Source organism: Maribacter litoralis (genome assembly GCF_902506355.1).
Lineage (GTDB): Bacteria > Bacteroidota > Bacteroidia > Flavobacteriales > Flavobacteriaceae > Maribacter > Maribacter litoralis.
In genome coordinates this window covers 3559868-3579826 of record NZ_LR733271.1, presented here as the reverse complement: position 1 = coordinate 3579826, position 19959 = coordinate 3559868, and the positions used below count along the sequence as shown (strand labels likewise).

Genomic DNA, 19959 nt, shown 5'->3' with positions numbered 1-19959 from the left:
CTTGAAACGTAAATTTTATTCCTTTTTCTATTTCTGTATTTTTTTATTGGCTACCAATATTTCCGTTGGTTATGCCCAGTATAATACTGACCTAACCGTTAGTTTAAACGAGTATACCCAAGAGTTAGATATAAAGCAAGAATTCACCTATTACAACAAGTCTAACTACAATCTGGGTGTCATTTATTTCAATGATTGGGCAAATGCCTATTCAGATAAGAATACCGGATTAGCAAAAAGGTTTGCACAAGAATTTAAAAAATCACTTCATTTGGCAAAAGCCGATGAACGTGGAAAAACAACTATTATCAGTGTAGTTGATGATGATTATAATGGACTGGAATGGAGCCGTACAGAGGGTAAGGATATTTTAAAGGTAACGTTGAACGACATTCTTCCTCCTGAGGCGTCAACCAAAATTTTCATCACCTATAAAGTAAAATTGCCTCCAAATAAGTATACGCCCTATGGCTATGGTAACAAAGGAGATTATTATCTAAAAGATTGGTATTTAACACCTGCCGTTTATGATGGCAAATGGCATTTATACTCCAACAAAAATCTTGAAGATATGTATATGAACGTTACCAATACGGTCATAAACTTTAAGTATCCAGACAGTCTATATTTAGCTTCCAATTTTGATGTTGAATCAGAAGCATCTTTTCCAAACGGTCAATTCGCCCAATTAAAAGGTAATTTACAACGTGGCGGAGAAATCATTCTAAATACCCAGAAAAACTTTGTCACCCACAGAACGCCATATATGACGTTTTTGACAGATTTTAGAGCTCCAAGATATAGTCCGATCGGACAAGGTCTATCTATAAATAAGGTTGCAAATTTCATCCACAACAATCTTGGCGATTACCCACATGAAAAGATTTTGGTAAGTGAGCTAGATTACAATAAGGATCCTCTTTACGGCATAAATCAACTCCCCTCTTTTATACGACCTTACGAAGAGCAATTTCAATTTGAAATGAAATTTCTAAAAACGGCCATCAATAGTATATTGAGAGAGACCATGTTCTTGAATCCACGTAAAGAACAGTGGTTAAATAGTGCCATTGCCAATTATTTAATGATAGCCTTTGTTGAGCAATACTATCCTGACCAAAAATTGATGGGTAAACTTTCTAAAATTTGGGGCTTTAGAAGTTTTGAATTGGCAAAGATGGATTTTAACGACCAATATTCCTTTCTATATAATTTAACCGCTCGTAAAAATTTAGACCAGGCTCTAGAGACCTCCAATGATTCGCTAATTAAGTTTAATCAAAAAATCGCCAATAAGTATAAGGCAGGTTTAGGTTTAGCCTATTTAGCAGATTATATTGGAAAAGAACATGTAGACGAAAGCATAAAAACCTTTTTCAAATATTTTAAATTAAATAACGTAAAGGTTCATGACTTTGAATCTATTTTAAAACGTTCAACCGATGTAGATATCAACTGGTTTTTTAATGATTATGTATCCACCGATCGTAAAATAGACTTTAAAATAAAGAAGGTTAAAAAAGAGCCAGATTCTTTACAAGTAACTATCAAAAATAAAGAAGGTACCAATGTGCCTATTTCTGTTTTCGGTCTTAAGAAAGATTCTGTTGTTTCAGAATATTGGTTCAGTGATATTGAATTTGAAGAAACTTTTAGTATTCCCAACAATCAAGAAGATAGGTTGGTACTTAATTACGATCAAAAAATTCCTGAGTTTAATCAAAGAGATAATTGGAAATCACTTAAAGGATTTTTATCCAGTAACAAGAAGTTAAAGTTTACCTTTTTTAAAGATGCTGAAAACCCGTATTACAATCAGGTTTTCTATGTACCAGTATTGAGTTTTAATGTGTATGATGGCTGGGTGCCTGGCATGAGACTTTACAATAAAACCCTGTTGGAAAGACCGTTTGTATATGACTTCGCCCCTTCTTACTCGTTTAGGGAAAAAGCTTTTGTAGGATATGGGAAGTTTAACTACAGAAAGTATTTAAGCAAGAGCGGTCTATACGTGGCCAATTATGGTATTGGAGCTTCAACATCACATTTCAATGAAAATTCTAGATATACTTCGATAACACCATCGGTAAGCTTTGGCTTTCGACCTGCAGACCTATTGTCAAATAAAAGGGAATTTTTATCATTTAGATATGTCAATATTCTAAGGGATTTTGACCCTTCATTACAAAATTTGGCGAACGACCCAGAAAATCCAGATTACAGTGTTTTCAATGCCCGGTATATCAATAGGGATAACGGTATTTTAGATTATAAATCGTGGTTTTTAGATTTTCAACTTGCTGGAAATTTCAGTAAGCTATCTTTTGAATATGAATACAGAAAATTATTTGAAAATAATAGGCAGTTAAACCTTAGATTCTTTGCCGGTAAATTTTTGAGCAATAAAACCCAAACAGATTTTTTCAGTTTTGCGTTAGACCGCCCTACAGATTATTTGTTTGACTATGGTTATTTAGGTCGATCTGAAGATTCTGGTATTTATAGTCAGCAAATCATTATTGCAGAAGGCGGATTTAAATCTTTTTTAGATCAACGCTACAGATTTTCAAATGATTGGATGGCCACCGTAAACGGAAGTTTTAATCTTTGGAAATGGATCGAACTATACGGAGACGCCGGTTTAGTTAAAAATAGAGACTTTGACGGTAAATTCGTGTATGATTCCGGGGTAAGGTTAAATCTAGTTACAGACTACTTTGAGCTATACTTACCTATGTATTCCAATAACGGTTGGGAAGTATCACAACCCAATTATGGTGAAAAAATTAGATTTATAATTACGGTAAGCCCAAAAACCCTAACAGGGCTATTCACAAGAAAATGGTTTTAAACTGAGAAAATCTAATACGGTAGGCGGAATTTTCAGTTAAAATTAACATATTTTCAAAATAACATCATATTTATTGAAAAATATGGAATAAATTAACTGGCAATTGCGTTGCTAAAAAGTACTTGATTCGGTAATTTTGTATAAACACGTTTAATACATGGATGTTTCTTCTAAAACCAGTAATGATATTTCTTTTGAAGATTTCAAAGAACAAATTATAAATGACTATGAAATTGCTTTTTTAAGCAGAACCTGTAGTTTATTAGGAAGAAAGGAAGTGCTAACAGGTAAAGCCAAATTCGGCATTTTTGGTGATGGTAAAGAATTACCACAATTGGCCATGGCAAGATCTTTTAAAAACGGAGATTTTAGAAGCGGTTATTATAGAGACCAGACTTTTATGATGGCTTTAGGGCTCTTAAACCCTAAAGAATTCTTTCATGCACTTTATGCCACTACAGATATTGAAAAAGAGCCTATGAGTGCCGGTAGGCAAATGGGCGGTCACTTTTTAACCCACAGTCTAAATGCCGATGGTAGCTGGAAAGATTTGACCAAACAAAAAAACAGTAGTGCAGATATTTCATGTACGGCCGGGCAAATGCCACGTTTATTGGGCTTGGCACAAGCTTCTAAAGTCTACAGGAATCAAAAAGGACTCGACAGCGCTAAATTTTCGGTTAACGGTAATGAAATAGCTTGGGGTACCATTGGTAATGCAAGTACTAGTGAAGGTATGTTCTTTGAAACCATAAATGCAGCAGGTGTGTTGCAAGTACCAATGGTCATAAGTATTTGGGATGATGAATATGGTATTTCGGTTCCAGCAAAATTTCATACAACTAAAGAAGATATATCAGAAATTTTATCAGGTTTTCAAAGATCCGATAATGAAACGGGCTACGAAATACTAAAAGTAAATGGTTGGGATTATACGGCGCTAATGCATGCCTATGAAAATGCTGCTGATATCGCTAGACAAGAACATGTACCGGTATTAATTCACGTTAAGGAATTAACTCAACCACAAGGCCATTCTACATCTGGTTCTCATGAACGCTATAAAGACAATGAGCGTTTAGAATGGGAACGCGATCATGACTGTAATAAACGTTTTAAAGAATGGATACTGGAGTCAGGTATTGCCACTACTGAAGAGTTGGCTACCATTGAAAAAAGAATAAAGCGAACGGTAAGGGAAGCTAAGAAAGAAGCGTGGGAAGAATACTTGAAAACCCTGCTCACCAATAAAACGGTATTGGTAAATTTAATAGAGAAAGTTGCGGCTACAAGTCCCAATAAAAATTTCCTGAATAAATTAAAGAACGATTTAATTGCTACCGAAGAGCCTGTTCGTAAAGACCTTGCTATTACGGCTAGAAAATCTTTACGATATTTACTAGGAGAGAATACTCAAGAAAAACAAGATTTAATCAATTGGACCTCTAATTTCTTATCGGAAGCCCAAGAGAAATACAGTTCTCACCTTTACAGTGAAAACGACAGTAAAGCAAGTAATATAACAGCAATACTACCCGCCTATAAAGATGATTCAGAATTGGTGGATGGTAGAGTTATCTTACGTGATAATTTTGATAAACTATTTGAAAAATATCCTAATACCTTAATTTTTGGTGAAGATACCGGTGCTATTGGCGATGTAAACCAAGGGTTGGAAGGTATGCAGGAAAAGTATGGTAAAATACGTGTTGCAGATACCGGAATACGAGAAACTACCATTATAGGGCAAGGTATAGGTATGGCGCTACGTGGTCTTAGACCAATTGCAGAAATACAATATCTAGATTATATTTTTTATGCTTTAGCAACGCTTACCGACGATTTGGCTTCATTGTTATACAGAACTGCCGGAAAACAAAAGGCACCTTTAATCATAAGAACAAGAGGTCATAGACTAGAAGGTATATGGCACTCCGGTTCAGAAATGGGCGGCTTAATACATTTGTTAAGGGGCATGTATATTTTAGCCCCTAGAAATATGACCCAGGCAGCAGGTTTTTATAATACCCTGTTAAAAAGTGATGAACCTGCCTTAGTAATCGAAAGCTTAAACGGATACCGTTTAAAAGAAAAGAAACCTAAGAATTTAGGTGAATTCTGTACCCCGATAGGCAAAGTCGAAAAACTAAAAGAAGGTAAAGACATTACACTTGTTTCTTATGGGTCTACCTTACGTATTGTCGAAAAAGCTGCAAAAGAACTAATAGAAGTAGGTATAGATGCCGAGGTTATAGATGCACAAACTTTATTACCATTTGATATTGAAATGGAAGTTTTAGAGAGCGTGAAAAAGACCAATCGCCTATTGGTTATAGATGAAGATGTACCCGGTGGTTGCTCCGCTTACCTACTCAATGAAATTATAGAAAAACAAGGAGCATTTAAGTATTTAGACAGTGCACCTCAAACTTTAAGCGCCAAGGCACATAGACCTGCTTACGGTTCGGATGGGGATTATTTCTCAAAACCGAATAGAGAAGATATATTTGAAAAGGTATACAACATTATGCATGAAGTAAGCCCGAACGACTATCCAAAATTACGATAGTAATCGTTCTATTATAAAGAAAAAAAATCCCATTGTATAATGGGATTTTTTATTTCTACGTGTATTAAATAAATCAATTTTTAAGTTCTTGTTGTACTTCTTTAATAGCCGGTTTTTTGGGTTTACCATCAGCATCAATCTCTATGATGGCATCAAAACCTAGAGCATCTAATTTATCTGCAATCTTAGCCCTATCTCCCACCATAAACCAATTAACAGCTTCTGGCTTAACTATCTTTTTACTAACATCCCTAACTTCTTGTAGAGAAAGGTTACGAACATTAGCATCGTATTTTTGATAATAATCGTCTGGCAAACCATAATTTACTAAATTCGCCATAGAACTGTTTACAGCACTGTTGGTCTCCCATTGACCGGGCAAACTTAATATTTGATTTGTCTTAACCTTTTCCAACTCTTCTTTAGTTACCGGTCTTGTTGAAATAAATTCTGAAATTTCTTTTCTTAGTTCCGTAACCGATTCCGCTGATTTATCTGTTTGCACCGGTGCATACATAATAAAAGGGCGCTCAGCCTTTGAACCCATTACAAATCCGCTTGCACCATATGCCCAATGTTTATCTTCTCTTAAGTTCATATTAATTCTAGAGGTAAAATCACCACCTAAAATACTAACCATTTGCTCTAACGCAATTTGAGAAACATCTCCATACTTTTCAGTTAAATGTCCTGCTAAGATGACAGATTGCTCAGATTCTGGTCTGTCCATCAAATAAAGTGTATTCTTTGAGTCTACTTTAGGTGTCGTAAAGGTAATGGTTGGAACATCTGCCTTTTTCCATTTCCCAAAGGTCTTTTCTAACTTAGACTTCAAATCTTTCATATCGATATCGCCTGTAACCACTAGAGTCGCGTTATTTGGTCTTATCCAAGTGGAATAAAACTTTTGTACATCATCTTTTGTAAGTTTTGAAACCGTTTCTGTGTATCCCGTACCGGTATAGGGATTACTATAAGGGTGACCTTCACCATACAAATACTTGTTCATTACCCTTAAAGCCATTGAAATCGGTTGAGACTTCTCTTGTTGTATTCTGTTTAATTGTTCATCTTTTAAACGCTCAAATTCCTTTTCTGGAAATGCAGGATTTAAAACAACATCTGCAAATAAATCTATACTAGCATCTAAACTTGGTTTTAATGTATTTAGATAAATATTTGAATTATCTTGACTAGAATAAGTATATAGGTTTGCACCTAACAATTGTAATTTCTCATTTATTTCTAGAGAATTTAAATCTTTAGTTCCCTCGTCCAATAAATCCATAGATAATGCCGCAGTACCCGGACTCGAAAGATAATCTGTCTTATAGCCTGCATCGAACATCAAATTCATGACTACGGTCGGTACTCCCGTTCTTTTTGCCAAAACAATATTAAGTCCGTTAGATAATTTATCTCTTTGCAAAGTTGGAAACTTAGAGCTTTTAGCTTCTCCAACCTCAGGCAATTTACTTCTATCAATAGTGCTATCGGTAATTGTGTATTCTGGAAAAGGTTTACATAGTAAAACATGCTTTCCTCTGGTTAGCCATTTTTTTGCTGTATTTTGAATATCGGCAATTGTAGCATTTTCAACATATTCAAGCACTGTTTTGTAATAGGCCGCATCTCCAAAATAGGTTTGATTAGAAGCTAAGATATCTGAAACTCCTCCAAAGCCACCGATACGCTCCAAACCTTTTATAAAGCTTGAAAAATAAGCCGCTTTAACACGCTTAAGCTCACTTTCTGTTGGTCCATCTTTAATGAGTTTAGCCAACTCATCTTCCATAATCTGCTGCACCTTATCTATATCTCCGCCAGGTTTTACATTTGCCCAAGTAATAAATTCACTGGCAATCTCATTCGATGCCTGAAATGAAACCACCGAACTAGCAAGCTGCTCATCATAAACTAGTCTTTTATAAAGTCTAGAATTTTTACCACTGGTTAGAATAGAAGAGATTAAATCAAAATGGATGTCTTCTCTGTTTCCAAATTCCGGCGTATTCCAACTAAATAAAATTCGTGCTTCTGGAACTCTATCTTCATAAACCTCATAAGTGTCTGTACTTTTTAATGGTATATTCACTTCTTGTCTTGCGATGGTTGGTCCAGCAGGTATATCGCCAAAATAATTCAACACCTTTTTATACACCTCTTGAGGATTAATATCGCCAGCAACCGCTACTACAGCATTCGCTGCCCCATAATAAGATTTAAACCACTCTTTTACATCATCGAGCGAAGCGGCATTTAAATCTTCCATCTCCCCAATGACCGTCCATGAGTACGGATGACCTTTAGGGTACATTGCTTTTGTCAAAAGATTCCATTGCTTACCATAAGGTTGATTTTCACCTTGTCTTTTTTCATTTTGCACCACGCCGCGTTGCTCATCTAATTTTTCTTGGTCAATTGCTCCTAAAAGATGTCCCATTCTATCAGATTCTAAAAACAACACCTGATCTAAAGCAGCTACGGGTACATTTTGAAAATAATTGGTACGATCAGTATTGGTAGTTCCATTTAAATCAGTTCCTCCAATTCTTTCTAATGCCTGAAAATAATCATCGTTATAATTTTCACTACCATTAAACATTAAGTGCTCAAATAGATGGGCAAAACCACTTTTACCCGGTTTTTCATTCTTAGACCCTACATGGTACCATACATTGACAGCAGCGATAGGAGCTTTGTGGTCTTCATGCACCAATAATGTTAATCCGTTCGGTAATACGAATTTTTCATATTTTAAATCTATTTGATCAGATTTAAATTCAAATTCTTGTGCCCAATGTTTGGTTAAACAAAACAAGGACAGCATAATAAATAAAATTGTTTTTTTCATGATGATTACTTTTTTTAATGATTCTAGTAAATATAATCTTTAAAAAAACATGGAGCAATCACTACGTTAAGTAAGAAAAAACATATAAATAATAAACCCTCTTCTATTACTTACATATCCATTAAAAAAAAAGATTTATTATTTAACAATTTGTAGCATATATCTAACGTATTGAAAACTAAGACAAGGCTGTCTATAATTTAAAAAACAGACCATATAACAAACCAGTAAATAGCGGTCACATAAGCAAAAAACAAAAAAAAATGATACTTTTAAGGGAAATAAATCACACTAATGAAAAACACCTTGTTAAAAGATATTGGTTTAGCGTTTTTTAGAATTGCAATCTCAGCAATGATGCTGACCCACGGACTACCAAAGTTTCAAAAATTAATTTCAGGAGATTTTCAATTTGCCGACCCATTTGGCATAGGAGCAACTCCTTCTTTATTCTTGGCGGTAATAGGTGAATTTGTATGTCCTATTTTAATTATCATAGGATTTAAAACACGGTTAGCGGCAATTCCACCAGCAATAACCATGGCGGTCGCTGCTTTTATAGCTCATGGTGCAGATGATTTTAGCACAAAGGAAAAAGCCCTATTCTATTTAGTTGCATTTATTACGATTGCATTATTAGGACCCGGTAAATTTGGTATTGACAGAAAGTAGGCTTTATACAATTTTATATAAAAGCTCTTTAAGCAAATCGGCCTCTTTCATCGGTGATGCTCCTACCCCTTTCCCCTTTAGGTCCATTTCACGAAGACTAGAAATAATGGCGCTTACTTTTTTCATGGGATAATTTCTTGCCGCGGTCTGTATTTCTTTCACAAAATATGGATTGATTCGTAATGTGCTGGCAACATTTTTAGGTGAGTGATCACTTAGTCCATGATATTGCAACAGTTGGGTAAAGAAAGAATGCAATAAGGTAATCGTTAATATAAAAGGATTATCCTTAGTGTTTTGAGCAAAGTAATTGATGATTTTAGTAGCCTTTACAATATCCCTATCACCAATAGCTCTTTTTAGTTCAAAATTATTATAGTCCTTACTAATACCAATATGTTCTTCAATATGCTGAGGATTAATTTCTGTTTCTTTTGGCAGTACCAATTTTAGCTTATCTAGCTCTTTACTGATTTTTCCTAAATCTGTACCTAGGTATTCAACCAACAACAAAGAAGCTTTATGGGAAATAGTATAACCATTACTCAACAAATGCTTTCTAAGCCAATCGCTAACCTGGTTTTCATAGAGCTTTTTACTTTCAAAAATTACACCGTTCTTTTTAATGATTTTATGTAATTTTTTACGCTTATCTAGCTTTTTGTATTTATAGCAAATAACCAGAACCGTTGATTGTTGCGGGTTTTCAGCATATGAACAAAGATCTTCAATAGTTCGAGATAGGTGTTGAGCTTCTTTTACGATTACCACCTGTCTCTCAGCCATCATTGGGTAACGCTTAGCATTACTTACGATATCATCTATAGAAACATCTTTTCCATAAAGTACCATTTGATTAAAGCCCTTCTCTTCTTCCGTAAGGACCTTAGCTCCGATATAATCTGATATCTTATCAATAAAATATGCCTCTTCGCCATATAGAAAGTAAATAGGACTTATTTGTCCTTTCTTAATCGTATTGACTATTTGTACAGCTTCATCCATTCAGAAAAATTCATCAACTTTGTATAATGCAGCCACTAAATTTTCCTAGCTACACTTTCAGGGTCAAAAATAGCGAAAATAGACCCTTAATATTTGACGAAATACGTAAAAAATTTATTGTGCTTACGCCAGAGGAATGGGTAAGACAACATGTGGTGAAATTTTTAATACAAGAAAAAAAATATCCAATTAGTCATATCAACGTTGAAAAACAGATCACTTTAAACGGATTAAAGAAGAGATATGATATTGTAGTATTTAAACCAGACGGAAAGCTAGACATACTGGTGGAATGCAAAGCACCTGAAGTAACAATTTCTCAAAACACCTTTGATCAGATTGCGCAGTACAACTTTAAACTTAATGCCAACTACTTAATGGTTACTAACGGACTCTCCCATTATTACTGTCAAATGGACTTTGTTGCGGAAAAATACCAATTCATGCAGGAAATTCCTGATTTTAGCCGTTAATTTGCGATCGTTTTGAAGATAGCCGTAGTCATATTAAACTGGAATGGTGAAGTGCTTTTAGAAAGGTACCTACCTTCTGTTATCTCATATTCTGAAGGAGCCGATATTTACGTTGCCGACAATGCTTCATCAGATGGCTCGGTTACTTTCGTAACCAAAAACTATCCGACGGTAAAAATCATTCAAAATACGGAGAACGGTGGATTCACAAAAGGGTACAATGATGCACTAAAACATGTTGATGCAGATATTTTTTGTCTACTAAACTCAGATGTAGAAGTTTCTCCCAATTGGCTCACCCCTATTAAGGAAACCTTCAACAATGTACCTGATGCCGCAATTATACAGCCAAAAATATTAGACCTACTTAAAAAAGACCATTTTGAGTATGCAGGAGCAGCTGGTGGCTTTATTGACCAATTAGGTTATCCCTTTTGCAGAGGAAGGCTGTTTCAAACCTTGGAAAAAGACAACGGTCAATATAACGATATAAGAGAAATATTTTGGGCAACCGGTGCATGTATGTTCATAAAGAAATCGGTATTTCACGAACTTAACGGTTTTGATGAAGATTATTTTGCACACCAAGAAGAAGTTGACCTTTGCTGGCGAGCAAAAAACCATGGTTACAAAATATTATATGTAGGTACTTCTCATGTTTTTCACCTAGGCGGTTCAACCCTGAGTAACATGAACCCAAAGAAAACTTATTTAAATTTTAGGAACACACTTTTCTCCATTACAAAGAACCTACCAAGAAGAAAGGCTTTTATTATCATCTTCTTAAGATTATTGCTAGATGGCATTGCGGCAATACGATTTCTTTTTCAATTAAGATTTAAACACTTTTTCGCTATTTTTAGAGCTCATTTAAGCTTTTACAGACAATTTAGAAAAATGTACAAAAAACGGGAAAAAACGCAATTCCTAAGAAAATACTATATAACGAAGTCCATTGTATGGTCTTACTTCGTACATAGAATAAGTAATTTTAACATTTTAGTAAAAGATTAACTAACAACACATATAAGTGACTTTGTAATTCTATAATTTTGATGTCACTTAAATGTGAAATTAAGTAAATAACTAAATTATTATAATAGAATCAAATTATGAAAAAAGTATTATTAGGATGTCTTGGAGTAACACTTTTACTTTCTTCTTGTGTATCATCAAAGAAGTATGCAGATCTTGAAGCAAAACACAAAAATGCACAAGACTTATTGAACTCTGCAACGGTAAAATTAAATGACTGTTTAGAAGAAAAAGCAACTGCCTCATCTAGACTTCAAACTTTAGAAGATCAGAATGCATTTTTAAAAGCGAACAACCAAGAGTTGATCAACAATATGGGCAACCTAACAACTTTGACAACAAAAGGTGCTGAAAACTTAGAAAAGTCTTTAGAGAGCTTACAAGAAAAAGATTTAACTATTCGTAAGTTAAACGACGCTATTACACGTAGAGACTCTGTAAACCTTTCTTTGGTACAAAGCTTAAAAGGTGTGCTTGGAAATATGGATGATGAGGATATCGAAATCAGCGTTGAAAAAGGAGTTGTTTTCGTATCTATTTCAGACAAGTTGTTATTTAGCAGCGGTAGCTATAACGTAACTAGAAGAGCAAAAGAAGTTTTAGGTAAAGTAGCGAAAGTGGTTAACAACAAGCCAGATTTTGAATTTATGGTTGAAGGTCATACAGATGACGTACCTTATAGAGGAAATGGTTCTTTATTGGACAACTGGGATTTAAGTGTTAAACGTGCTACAGCTGTTGTACGTATCTTGCAAAACGATTTCAATGTTGACCCTAAGCGTATGACTGCTGCTGGTAGATCAGAATATGTACCAGTATCTTCAACGGAAAAATCTAAAAACAGAAGAACCCGTATCGTTGTTCTTCCAAAAATCGATCAGTTCTATAGCATGATTGAAGAAGGAATGAAAGATCCTGCAATCAACAACTAATAATTGATTGTATTATTATAAAATTAAAGCGGCTCAATTGAGCCGCTTTTTTTATGCTTAAAATTTAAAATAAAAAGTTATTTATATAATATCTAAATCTCCTTTACCCTCACGAATAACTTCTGGCTCACCTTGGGAAACATCAATGATGGTAGAACCGACGTTACCACCATATCCGCCATCTATTACAATATCGACCAGATTATTCCATTTCTCATAAATTAATTCGGGATCGGTAGTATACTCAAGAACATCGTCTTCATCGCGAATAGAAGTAGAAACGATAGGATTCCCCAATTCTTCCACTAAAGCTTTAACTATACTATTATCGGGTACGCGAATACCAACGGTTTTCTTCTTTTTAAATTCTTTTGGCAAGTTATTATTACCTGGTAGAATAAAGGTATACGGTCCTGGTAAAGCTCTCTTTAATATTTTAAAAGTAGCCGTATCAATTTGTCTAACATAATCTGAGAGGTTACTTAAATCGGTACAAATAAAAGACCAGTTTGCCTTCGCTAATTTTATTCCCTTAATTCGGGCAATTTTCTCCAATGCTTTCGTATTGGTAATATCACAGCCTAAACCGTAAACAGTATCTGTTGGATAAATAACCAAACCACCTTTACGCAACACTTCCACCACTCTTTTTATCTCCTTGGGGTTAGGGTTCTCTTCGTATATTCTAATAAACTCCGCCATAGCACTAGCATTTAAACCAAATTGATATTAAATATACCAAAACTATCCGATCACCTCTAACTTTGCGAAACGCAGCAACAGTTTTTTAATATCGCCTTTATCAAATACTATTTCTGCCTTTCTATCATTACCGGTACCTTCAATTTTTACCACTTTACCACGACCAAAACGGGTATGGTTGATTAGGGACCCTACAGCTAAGTTAGGGTCAATTTTATTCGTATTACCCACAGGTTCGGATAACTGGGGCTTTATTTTTCTAAGTTTCTTTAATTGATTTGGGTTCGGTTGCCCTACAAGCGGCGGTGTGCCTTTAACCGGTTTTTGCTGTCGTAATTTACTCTTGTCAACTTCACCAAAAATATCGGCATTAATGAGCGATTTGTAACGATAACCGCCATCTACAGGCGTTAAATTCTCAACATATTTCTCATCAATTTCCTCTAAGAAACGACTAGGCTCGGCATCAATTAATTTCCCCCAACGATATCTATTTTGGGTATAGGTCAAATACGCTTGTTTTTCGGCTCTAGTGAGTGCAACGTAGAACAACCTTCGCTCCTCTTCGAGCTCACTACGCGTACTCATACTCATACCCGATGGAAAAAGGTCTTCTTCCATACCAACGATATAAACGTACGGGAATTCCAATCCCTTTGCCAAATGAATGGTCATTAACGCTACCCTATCGTCATCGCCGGTATCATTATCTAAATCCGTGGCAAGGGCAACATCTTCCAAAAACTCACTGATATTACCGGTAGCATCATCGATCTCTTTTTGTCCTTCAACAAAATCTTTGATACCGTTCAATAGTTCTTCTATGTTTTCCATTTTACCGATACCTTCGGGAGTTCCATCCTTTTTAAACTCCAAAAGAATACCTGTTTTTTTAGCAACATGCTCAGACAAGGTGAAAGCATCGGTGGTTTCGTTCATGACCTGAAAGCTCTTGATCATGGTTACAAAATCTTGAAGCTTACGTTTGGTTCCAGAGTTGATTTTAAGATTGATTCGCTCTATATTCTCCATCACCTCAAAAATGGAACGATTATAATGATTGGCAGCCACTACTAACTTATCTAGTGTAGTACCTCCAATTCCCCTAGCAGGAAAATTAATCACTCTTTTTAAAGCTTCCTCATCTTTAGGGTTGATGACCAAACGTAGATAAGACAGTACATCTTTAATTTCCTTTCTTTGATAGAATGATAATCCACCATAAATTCTATAAGGTATATCTCTTTTACGTAAAGCATCTTCAATAGCCCTAGATTGCGAGTTGGTTCTGTACAATACGGCAAACTCACCATTGCCCATTTGCTTTTGCATTCTATGTTCCCAAATAGAATTAGCAACAAACCTACCCTCTTCAGCATCTGTAGGGCTTCTATGAATCTTTATCGCCCCACCATCGTCATTATCCGTCCAAACTACTTTTTCGATTTGGTTTTGATTCTTTCCGATGACAGAGTTTGCAGCATTTACAATGTTACGGGTAGATCGGTAGTTCTGTTCCAAACGGTACATACCTACATTATCATAATCTTTCTGAAAGTTTAGAATATTGCTAATGTTCGCCCCTCTAAATGAATAAATACTTTGAGCATCATCACCCACAACACAAATATTCTGAAAGCGATCTGCCAATGCTTTTACGATCAAATACTGAGAATGGTTGGTATCTTGGTACTCATCAACCAAAATATACCTAAATCGGTCTTGGTATTTCATCAGTACATCTGGGTAGCGTGTCAACAACTCGTTGGTTCGCAGTAATAAATCATCAAAATCCATCGCGCCCGCTTTAAAACAGCGGTCTACATAATTCTCATAAATATCACCGGTTCTTGGCTTTTTGGCCATGGCATCTTGCTCCACCAAATCTGGATCGTTACGATAGGCCTTTACCGTTATTAAACTATTCTTAAAAGAGGAAATTCTGTTTTGAATCTGCTTGTACTTATAGATATCCTTATCGAGTCCCATTTCTTTGATAATGGATGCAATAAGCCTTTGCGAATCTTGTGTATCGTAAATGGTAAAGTTTGCCGGGTACCCAAGTTTATTTCCATCGATACGTAATAATTTAGCGAATACGGAATGGAAGGTTCCCATCCAAAGGTTTTTAGCTTCGGATGCACCAACAATTTGCGCAATTCTTTCTTTCATTTCACGTGCCGCCTTGTTGGTAAATGTTAGCGACAAAATATTAAAAGAGTCTACACCTTGGGCCATAAGGTGTGCAATTCTATATGTCAATACCCTGGTTTTGCCAGATCCTGCCCCGGCAATAACCATTAACGGTCCGTCTTTATGCAAAACGGGAGCCTTTTGGGCATCGTTCAATTCATCTATAAATGAGCTCAAATTTTCTTTCTTTTAGAGGCGTGAATTTAGCTATTATTGAGGGATAGTAAAAGTGAACTTACTTAGATTTATAAACAAATACGGCTATTTTTTTCAATTTCATAATAAATGAAAAATCACTACCTTAATCTTAGTATTATGCAGGATTCATCAATATATTTGTTAAACGACTACTTTAACTAACTTTAAATATACATTATGAGAAAACTAGGATTGTTGGCTCTTGTACTTTTCGGAGTATCCGTACAGGCACAAGGACCTAATCTTGAAAAAGATTACAAGGCTATTGAAAGCAAGGTAATCGATTGGAGAAGAGAAATACACCAAAATCCTGAATTAGGAAACCGAGAATTTAAAACAGCGGAAAAAATCGCCAAGCACTTAGAGTCTTTAGGTATCGAAGTACAGACCGGTGTTGCACATACTGGCGTTGTAGGTTTATTAAAAGGTGATTTACCTGGCAAAGTGGTGGCACTTAGAGCAGATATTGATGCCTTACCTGTAACCGAAAGAAATGACTTACCTTTTAAATCTACGGTCACTACAGAATTCATGGGCGAAGAAGTAGGTGTTATGCACGCTTGTGGCCATGATACCCATACTGCTATTTTAATGGGTGTTGCAGAGGTTATGTCAAAAAACAAGGATAAGATAAAAGGAACTGTCAAGTTCATTTTTCAACCTGCTGAAGAAGGACCACCACCAGGAGAAGAAGGCGGAGCTTTATTAATGGTTAAAGAAGGCGTTATGGACAACCCTAAAGTTGATGCCATTTTTGGTCTGCACATTAATTCGCAAACCCCGGTTGGCGTTATTAAATACAAGTCTGGCGGTACTATGGCAGCAGCACAGGAATTTACCATTAACGTTAAAGGAAAACAATCTCACGGGTCTCAACCATGGTCTGGTGTCGACCCTATTTTAATCAGCGCTAAAATTATCGACGGTCTACAATCCATTATCAGTAGAGAGACTGATCTTACTAATGAAGCAGCAGTAATTACGGTTGGAAAAATTAGAAGTGGCGTACGCTTTAATATTATTCCAGAATCTGCAGAAATGATCGGTACCATTAGAACATTGGACTATGACATGAAAGACAAGCTAAATAAGCGCATGGTAGAAATGGTAAGTGATATTGCAAAAGCCTATGGTGGCGAAGCAACCTGTGTTATAAAAGATGCTACGGACATTACCTATAACAACCCAGAATTGGTAGAGCAAATGCTACCTACCATTAAAAGAGTTGCTGGCGAAGCTAATGTACAAACACAAAAAGCGGTTACTGGAGCAGAAGATTTCTCATACTTTCAACGTGAAGCACCAGGTTTCTTCTTTTTCTTAGGAGGAATGACACCCGGTAATACAGAATCTTACCCACACCATACACCAGACTTTTTAATTGATGATAGTGACTTACTTTTAGGGGTTCGTGCACTTACCGAAATGAGCATTGATTACTTAAACAGTGATTTAACACCACGTTTAGACATTAAACCAAAAGGATAATTTTGATGAGTCAAATTTTAAATACTATTCCAAGTCCACCGTGGTGGGCTTGGATTTTTTTGTTTCTTTTTTTAGTAGCTATCTGGGATATCTTTATTCAAAAAAAACATACTATAAAACATAACTTCCCTGTTGTTGGGCATTTGAGGTATTGGTTAGAAAGTATAGGTCCAGAAATGCGACAGTATTTTGTTGCCAACAACAGAGAAGAGCTTCCGTTTAACAGAATAGAAAGAGGCTGGATCTATGCATCGGCAAAAAAAGAAAATAACTATGAAGGTTTTGGTTCTGATCGAGACCTTTACGCTCACCAGCATATTTTCGTAAAAAATAGAATGATGGGCTTTGTTGTTCCTGAAGGGCACCCAAATGCCATAGACCCTTATTTTTTGCCATGCGCTAAGGTTATGGGGCAACACAATAATAGAAGAAAACCTTTTAGACCGAGCAGCATTGTAAATGTATCTGCAATGAGTTTTGGTTCCTTATCCGCTGCTGCCGTAGAAGCAATGAACAAAGGTGTCAAAAAAGCGGGAGCATACCATAATACGGGTGAGGGTGGACTCTCCCCCTACCATAAACATGGTGGTGATATTGTTTTTCACTTTGGTACCGGTTACTTTGGTGTAAGAACTCCTGATGGAAATTTTTCAATGGAGAAGATGAAAAAATTAGTCGAAGACAATCCATCTATCAAAGCCATAGAGATAAAATTATCTCAAGGAGCAAAACCTGGGAAAGGCGGAGTGTTGCCCGGTGCAAAAATTACTCCCGAGCTTGCTGAGATCAGAGGCGTAGAAGTTGGCAAAGATGTACTATCACCAGCAACACACAAAGCATTCTCAAACGTAACGGAACTAGTAGCATTTATTGAAGAAATAGCAGAAGTAACAGGATTACCTGTTGGTATAAAAGGAGCTATAGGTAAATTAGACCAGTGGGAAGAACTGGCAGATTTAATGCTAGAAACCGGTAAAGGCCCTGACTTTATAACAGTAGACGGCGGTGAAGGTGGTACAGGTGCCGCTCCGCCATCATTTGCAGACCATGTTTCTTTACCTTGGGTATATGGCTTCTCTAGTCTTTACAGGGTTTTCTTGAATAGAAAACTAACGGACAGAATTGTTTTTATCGGATCTGGTAAATTAGGTTTTCCTGCCAAAGCCGCTATGGCATTTGCAATGGGGGTTGATTGCATCAATGTAGCAAGAGAAGCTATGATGAGTATTGGTTGTATACAGGCACAAGCTTGCCACAACAACACATGCCCAACGGGTATTGCGACACAAAGTAAATGGTTACAAAAGGGTATAAATATCCCTTTGAAATCTGACCGTTTAGCACAATACTTTAGCACTTTCAGAAAAGAATTTTTAGAGATTACCCATGCTGCCGGTTATGAACACCCAAGCCAGTTTACCATGGATGATGTTCAAGTAAATGTAGACGACAACGATTTAAATAAAAGCTTGGCATCTACATATGGCTACAATAAAGCCAAAGTACCGTTTACAAGTGTACAAGATTTAAAAGACTGTTCGTATCTTGGCGGCAAAAATTAGATTAACCTATTTAATGCATATTACTATGAAACGATTTTTTTTAAGTTCAGCTATTTTTCTATTGGCCTTGAGTTCTGTTCAAGCTCAGAAAAAAAGTGAATTAATTGAGCAAAATCAAGATTTAAAATATAAGCTAGATTCGATATCTAGAATGGTAAGCACTTCTCAACGAAATGAGAAATTAGCCAATCAACGTTCAGAAGAATACCAATCTCAAGTAACCGAACTACAAGATGCCAATGCAACTTTAATGAAGAATCTCAACAGTTTTGCGACATTATCAAGCCAAAATACCGAGAATATCAATAAAACATTAGCAACCCTAGAACGCAAGGAAAAACAATTAAAAGGTATAACAGATGCCGTTTCAAGTAATGATTCTACCGCTGTTGTAATACTGACACATGCAAAGCAAGCTTTAGGTGAGAATGCTAAAGTTAGTGTTTCCGATGGGTCGGTTATTATTTCAGAAAAATTAGATTTTTTCTTTACTGATGGTGTAGGCCTGAATCCTTCAAGCGAGTCGAAAGGTTGGATCGAGAATGTAGCTAAAGTTGCCAATGCAAACCCAAAAAGTGTTATTACCGTTGCTAGCTTAAATATTACAGGAGAAATGAATATTGCCTTGCAGCAAGCTGCCGCCATTGCCAGTATTTTAATCAAGGATTTTGGTGTAAACGGAGAGCGCGTAATTGCTGTGGGACAAGACGGTGGCTTACGAGAATCGTTGCAAATTAAGTTTCAACCAGATTATAAAGCATTTTATGATATGGCCAAGGGAGACGTTAAAAATTAAAATACTTGTATTTCATCGATGAAGTACTATACTAATTGAAAAATTTGGACGTTCTTGTTTCGTAAAACATAACTGATTAAAAAATGAACTCCGACCAAATTTTTCAATTATTCGCATATCTACTACCTTCAGTCGTAACCGGTGCTATTGCTTTTTATTTTTTTAGAATGCATACCAATAATGAAGAAGGAAGACGACGTTTTCTTTTACATAAAGACTCTCAAAAAGATACATTACCCGTGCGTCTGCAAGCGTATGAACGTATGGCCCTGTTCTTAGAACGAATTGCAATACCAAGCTTGGTAGTACGTGTAGCTCCACAAAGTGATGATAAAAATGCTTATGAAAACTTATTGATCAAAAGTATAGAGACCGAATTTGATCATAACCTTTCACAGCAAATATATATGACCGATGAATGCTGGAATATAATTAAAGCAGCTAAAAGTGCAACCATACAGATGATCAGAAAGGCAGCCATGAGCAATACAGAAACTGCCGATAAGCTAAGAGAAGATATTTTGAATGAAACAATGGAAAAAACTTCACCATCTTCCACTGCCCTAACATTCGTAAAAAAAGAGATTGGTGACCTTTGGTAATCAATAAAAAACACTAAGAATAAAAAA

General features: G+C 35.9%; 14 protein-coding genes. 10 read left to right on the top strand and 4 right to left on the bottom strand.

The window, feature by feature from the left end; translation table 11 throughout:
• Position 1 precedes the first annotated feature (1 nt).
• Entirely contained in the window at positions 2-2851 is a 2850-nt protein-coding gene (locus EXIGUO8A_RS15015) for a M1 family aminopeptidase (protein ID WP_159303770.1), read from the top strand.
• A 157-nt stretch (positions 2852-3008) separates the two neighbouring features.
• A complete protein-coding gene (locus EXIGUO8A_RS15010) occupies positions 3009-5420 on the top strand; it encodes an alpha-ketoacid dehydrogenase subunit alpha/beta (RefSeq protein ID WP_159303769.1) in 2412 nt (803 codons plus the stop codon).
• A gap of 73 nt (positions 5421-5493) precedes the next feature.
• Here EXIGUO8A_RS15010 and EXIGUO8A_RS15005 read toward each other — a convergent pair whose 3' ends face one another.
• Positions 5494-8274, bottom strand: a complete 2781-nt coding sequence (locus tag EXIGUO8A_RS15005; protein ID WP_159303768.1) for a M16 family metallopeptidase — start codon at positions 8272-8274, stop codon at positions 5494-5496.
• Between the two features lie 294 nt (positions 8275-8568).
• Between EXIGUO8A_RS15005 and EXIGUO8A_RS15000 the strand changes: the two genes are divergently transcribed.
• Complete coding sequence (locus EXIGUO8A_RS15000; protein WP_159303767.1) at positions 8569-8946, top strand: DoxX family protein; 378 nt, start codon at positions 8569-8571, stop codon at positions 8944-8946.
• A 3-nt stretch (positions 8947-8949) separates the two neighbouring features.
• Here the strand turns inward: EXIGUO8A_RS15000 and holA are convergent, their stop codons facing one another.
• A complete protein-coding gene (gene holA, locus EXIGUO8A_RS14995) occupies positions 8950-9951 on the bottom strand; it encodes a DNA polymerase III subunit delta (protein WP_159303766.1) in 1002 nt (333 codons plus the stop codon).
• A 26-nt stretch (positions 9952-9977) separates the two neighbouring features.
• Here holA and EXIGUO8A_RS14990 point away from each other — a divergent pair, with 26 nt between their 5' ends.
• From EXIGUO8A_RS14990 to EXIGUO8A_RS14980, 3 genes are all read left to right on the top strand, one after another.
• Positions 9978-10424, top strand: a complete 447-nt coding sequence (locus EXIGUO8A_RS14990; protein ID WP_159303765.1) for a type I restriction enzyme HsdR N-terminal domain-containing protein — start codon at positions 9978-9980, stop codon at positions 10422-10424.
• 12 nt (positions 10425-10436) lie between these two features.
• Complete coding sequence (locus EXIGUO8A_RS14985; protein WP_159303764.1) at positions 10437-11438, top strand: glycosyltransferase family 2 protein; 1002 nt, start codon at positions 10437-10439, stop codon at positions 11436-11438.
• 98 nt (positions 11439-11536) lie between these two features.
• Positions 11537-12391: an OmpA family protein gene (locus EXIGUO8A_RS14980; RefSeq protein WP_116772351.1), complete on the top strand. Its 855-nt coding sequence runs from the start codon at positions 11537-11539 to the stop codon at positions 12389-12391.
• Positions 12392-12472: 81 nt separating this feature from the next.
• Here EXIGUO8A_RS14980 and EXIGUO8A_RS14975 read toward each other — a convergent pair whose 3' ends face one another.
• A complete protein-coding gene (locus tag EXIGUO8A_RS14975; RefSeq protein ID WP_116772350.1) occupies positions 12473-13093 on the bottom strand; it encodes an L-threonylcarbamoyladenylate synthase in 621 nt (206 codons plus the stop codon).
• Positions 13094-13135: 42 nt separating this feature from the next.
• Positions 13136-15394: an ATP-dependent helicase gene (locus EXIGUO8A_RS14970; RefSeq protein WP_407658233.1), complete on the bottom strand. Its 2259-nt coding sequence runs from the start codon at positions 15392-15394 to the stop codon at positions 13136-13138.
• Between the two features lie 267 nt (positions 15395-15661).
• On the opposite strand from EXIGUO8A_RS14970, the gene EXIGUO8A_RS14965 reads away from it, so the two are divergent.
• The 4 genes from EXIGUO8A_RS14965 to EXIGUO8A_RS14950 all read left to right on the top strand — a co-directional run bounded on the left by EXIGUO8A_RS14965 (position 15662) and on the right by EXIGUO8A_RS14950 (position 19932).
• Positions 15662-16972 carry an amidohydrolase gene (locus EXIGUO8A_RS14965; RefSeq protein ID WP_159303762.1) on the top strand — a complete coding sequence of 437 codons (1311 nt, stop codon included), beginning with the start codon at positions 15662-15664 and terminating at the stop codon, positions 16970-16972.
• 5 nt (positions 16973-16977) lie between these two features.
• On the top strand, positions 16978-18534 hold the full coding sequence (locus tag EXIGUO8A_RS14960) for an FMN-binding glutamate synthase family protein (RefSeq protein ID WP_159303761.1): 1557 nt from the start codon (positions 16978-16980) through the stop codon (positions 18532-18534).
• A gap of 25 nt (positions 18535-18559) precedes the next feature.
• Positions 18560-19330: a hypothetical protein gene (locus EXIGUO8A_RS14955; RefSeq protein ID WP_159303760.1), complete on the top strand. Its 771-nt coding sequence runs from the start codon at positions 18560-18562 to the stop codon at positions 19328-19330.
• A gap of 83 nt (positions 19331-19413) precedes the next feature.
• Complete coding sequence (locus EXIGUO8A_RS14950; RefSeq protein WP_116772345.1) at positions 19414-19932, top strand: DUF7935 family protein; 519 nt, start codon at positions 19414-19416, stop codon at positions 19930-19932.
• Positions 19933-19959: the final 27 nt, after the last annotated feature.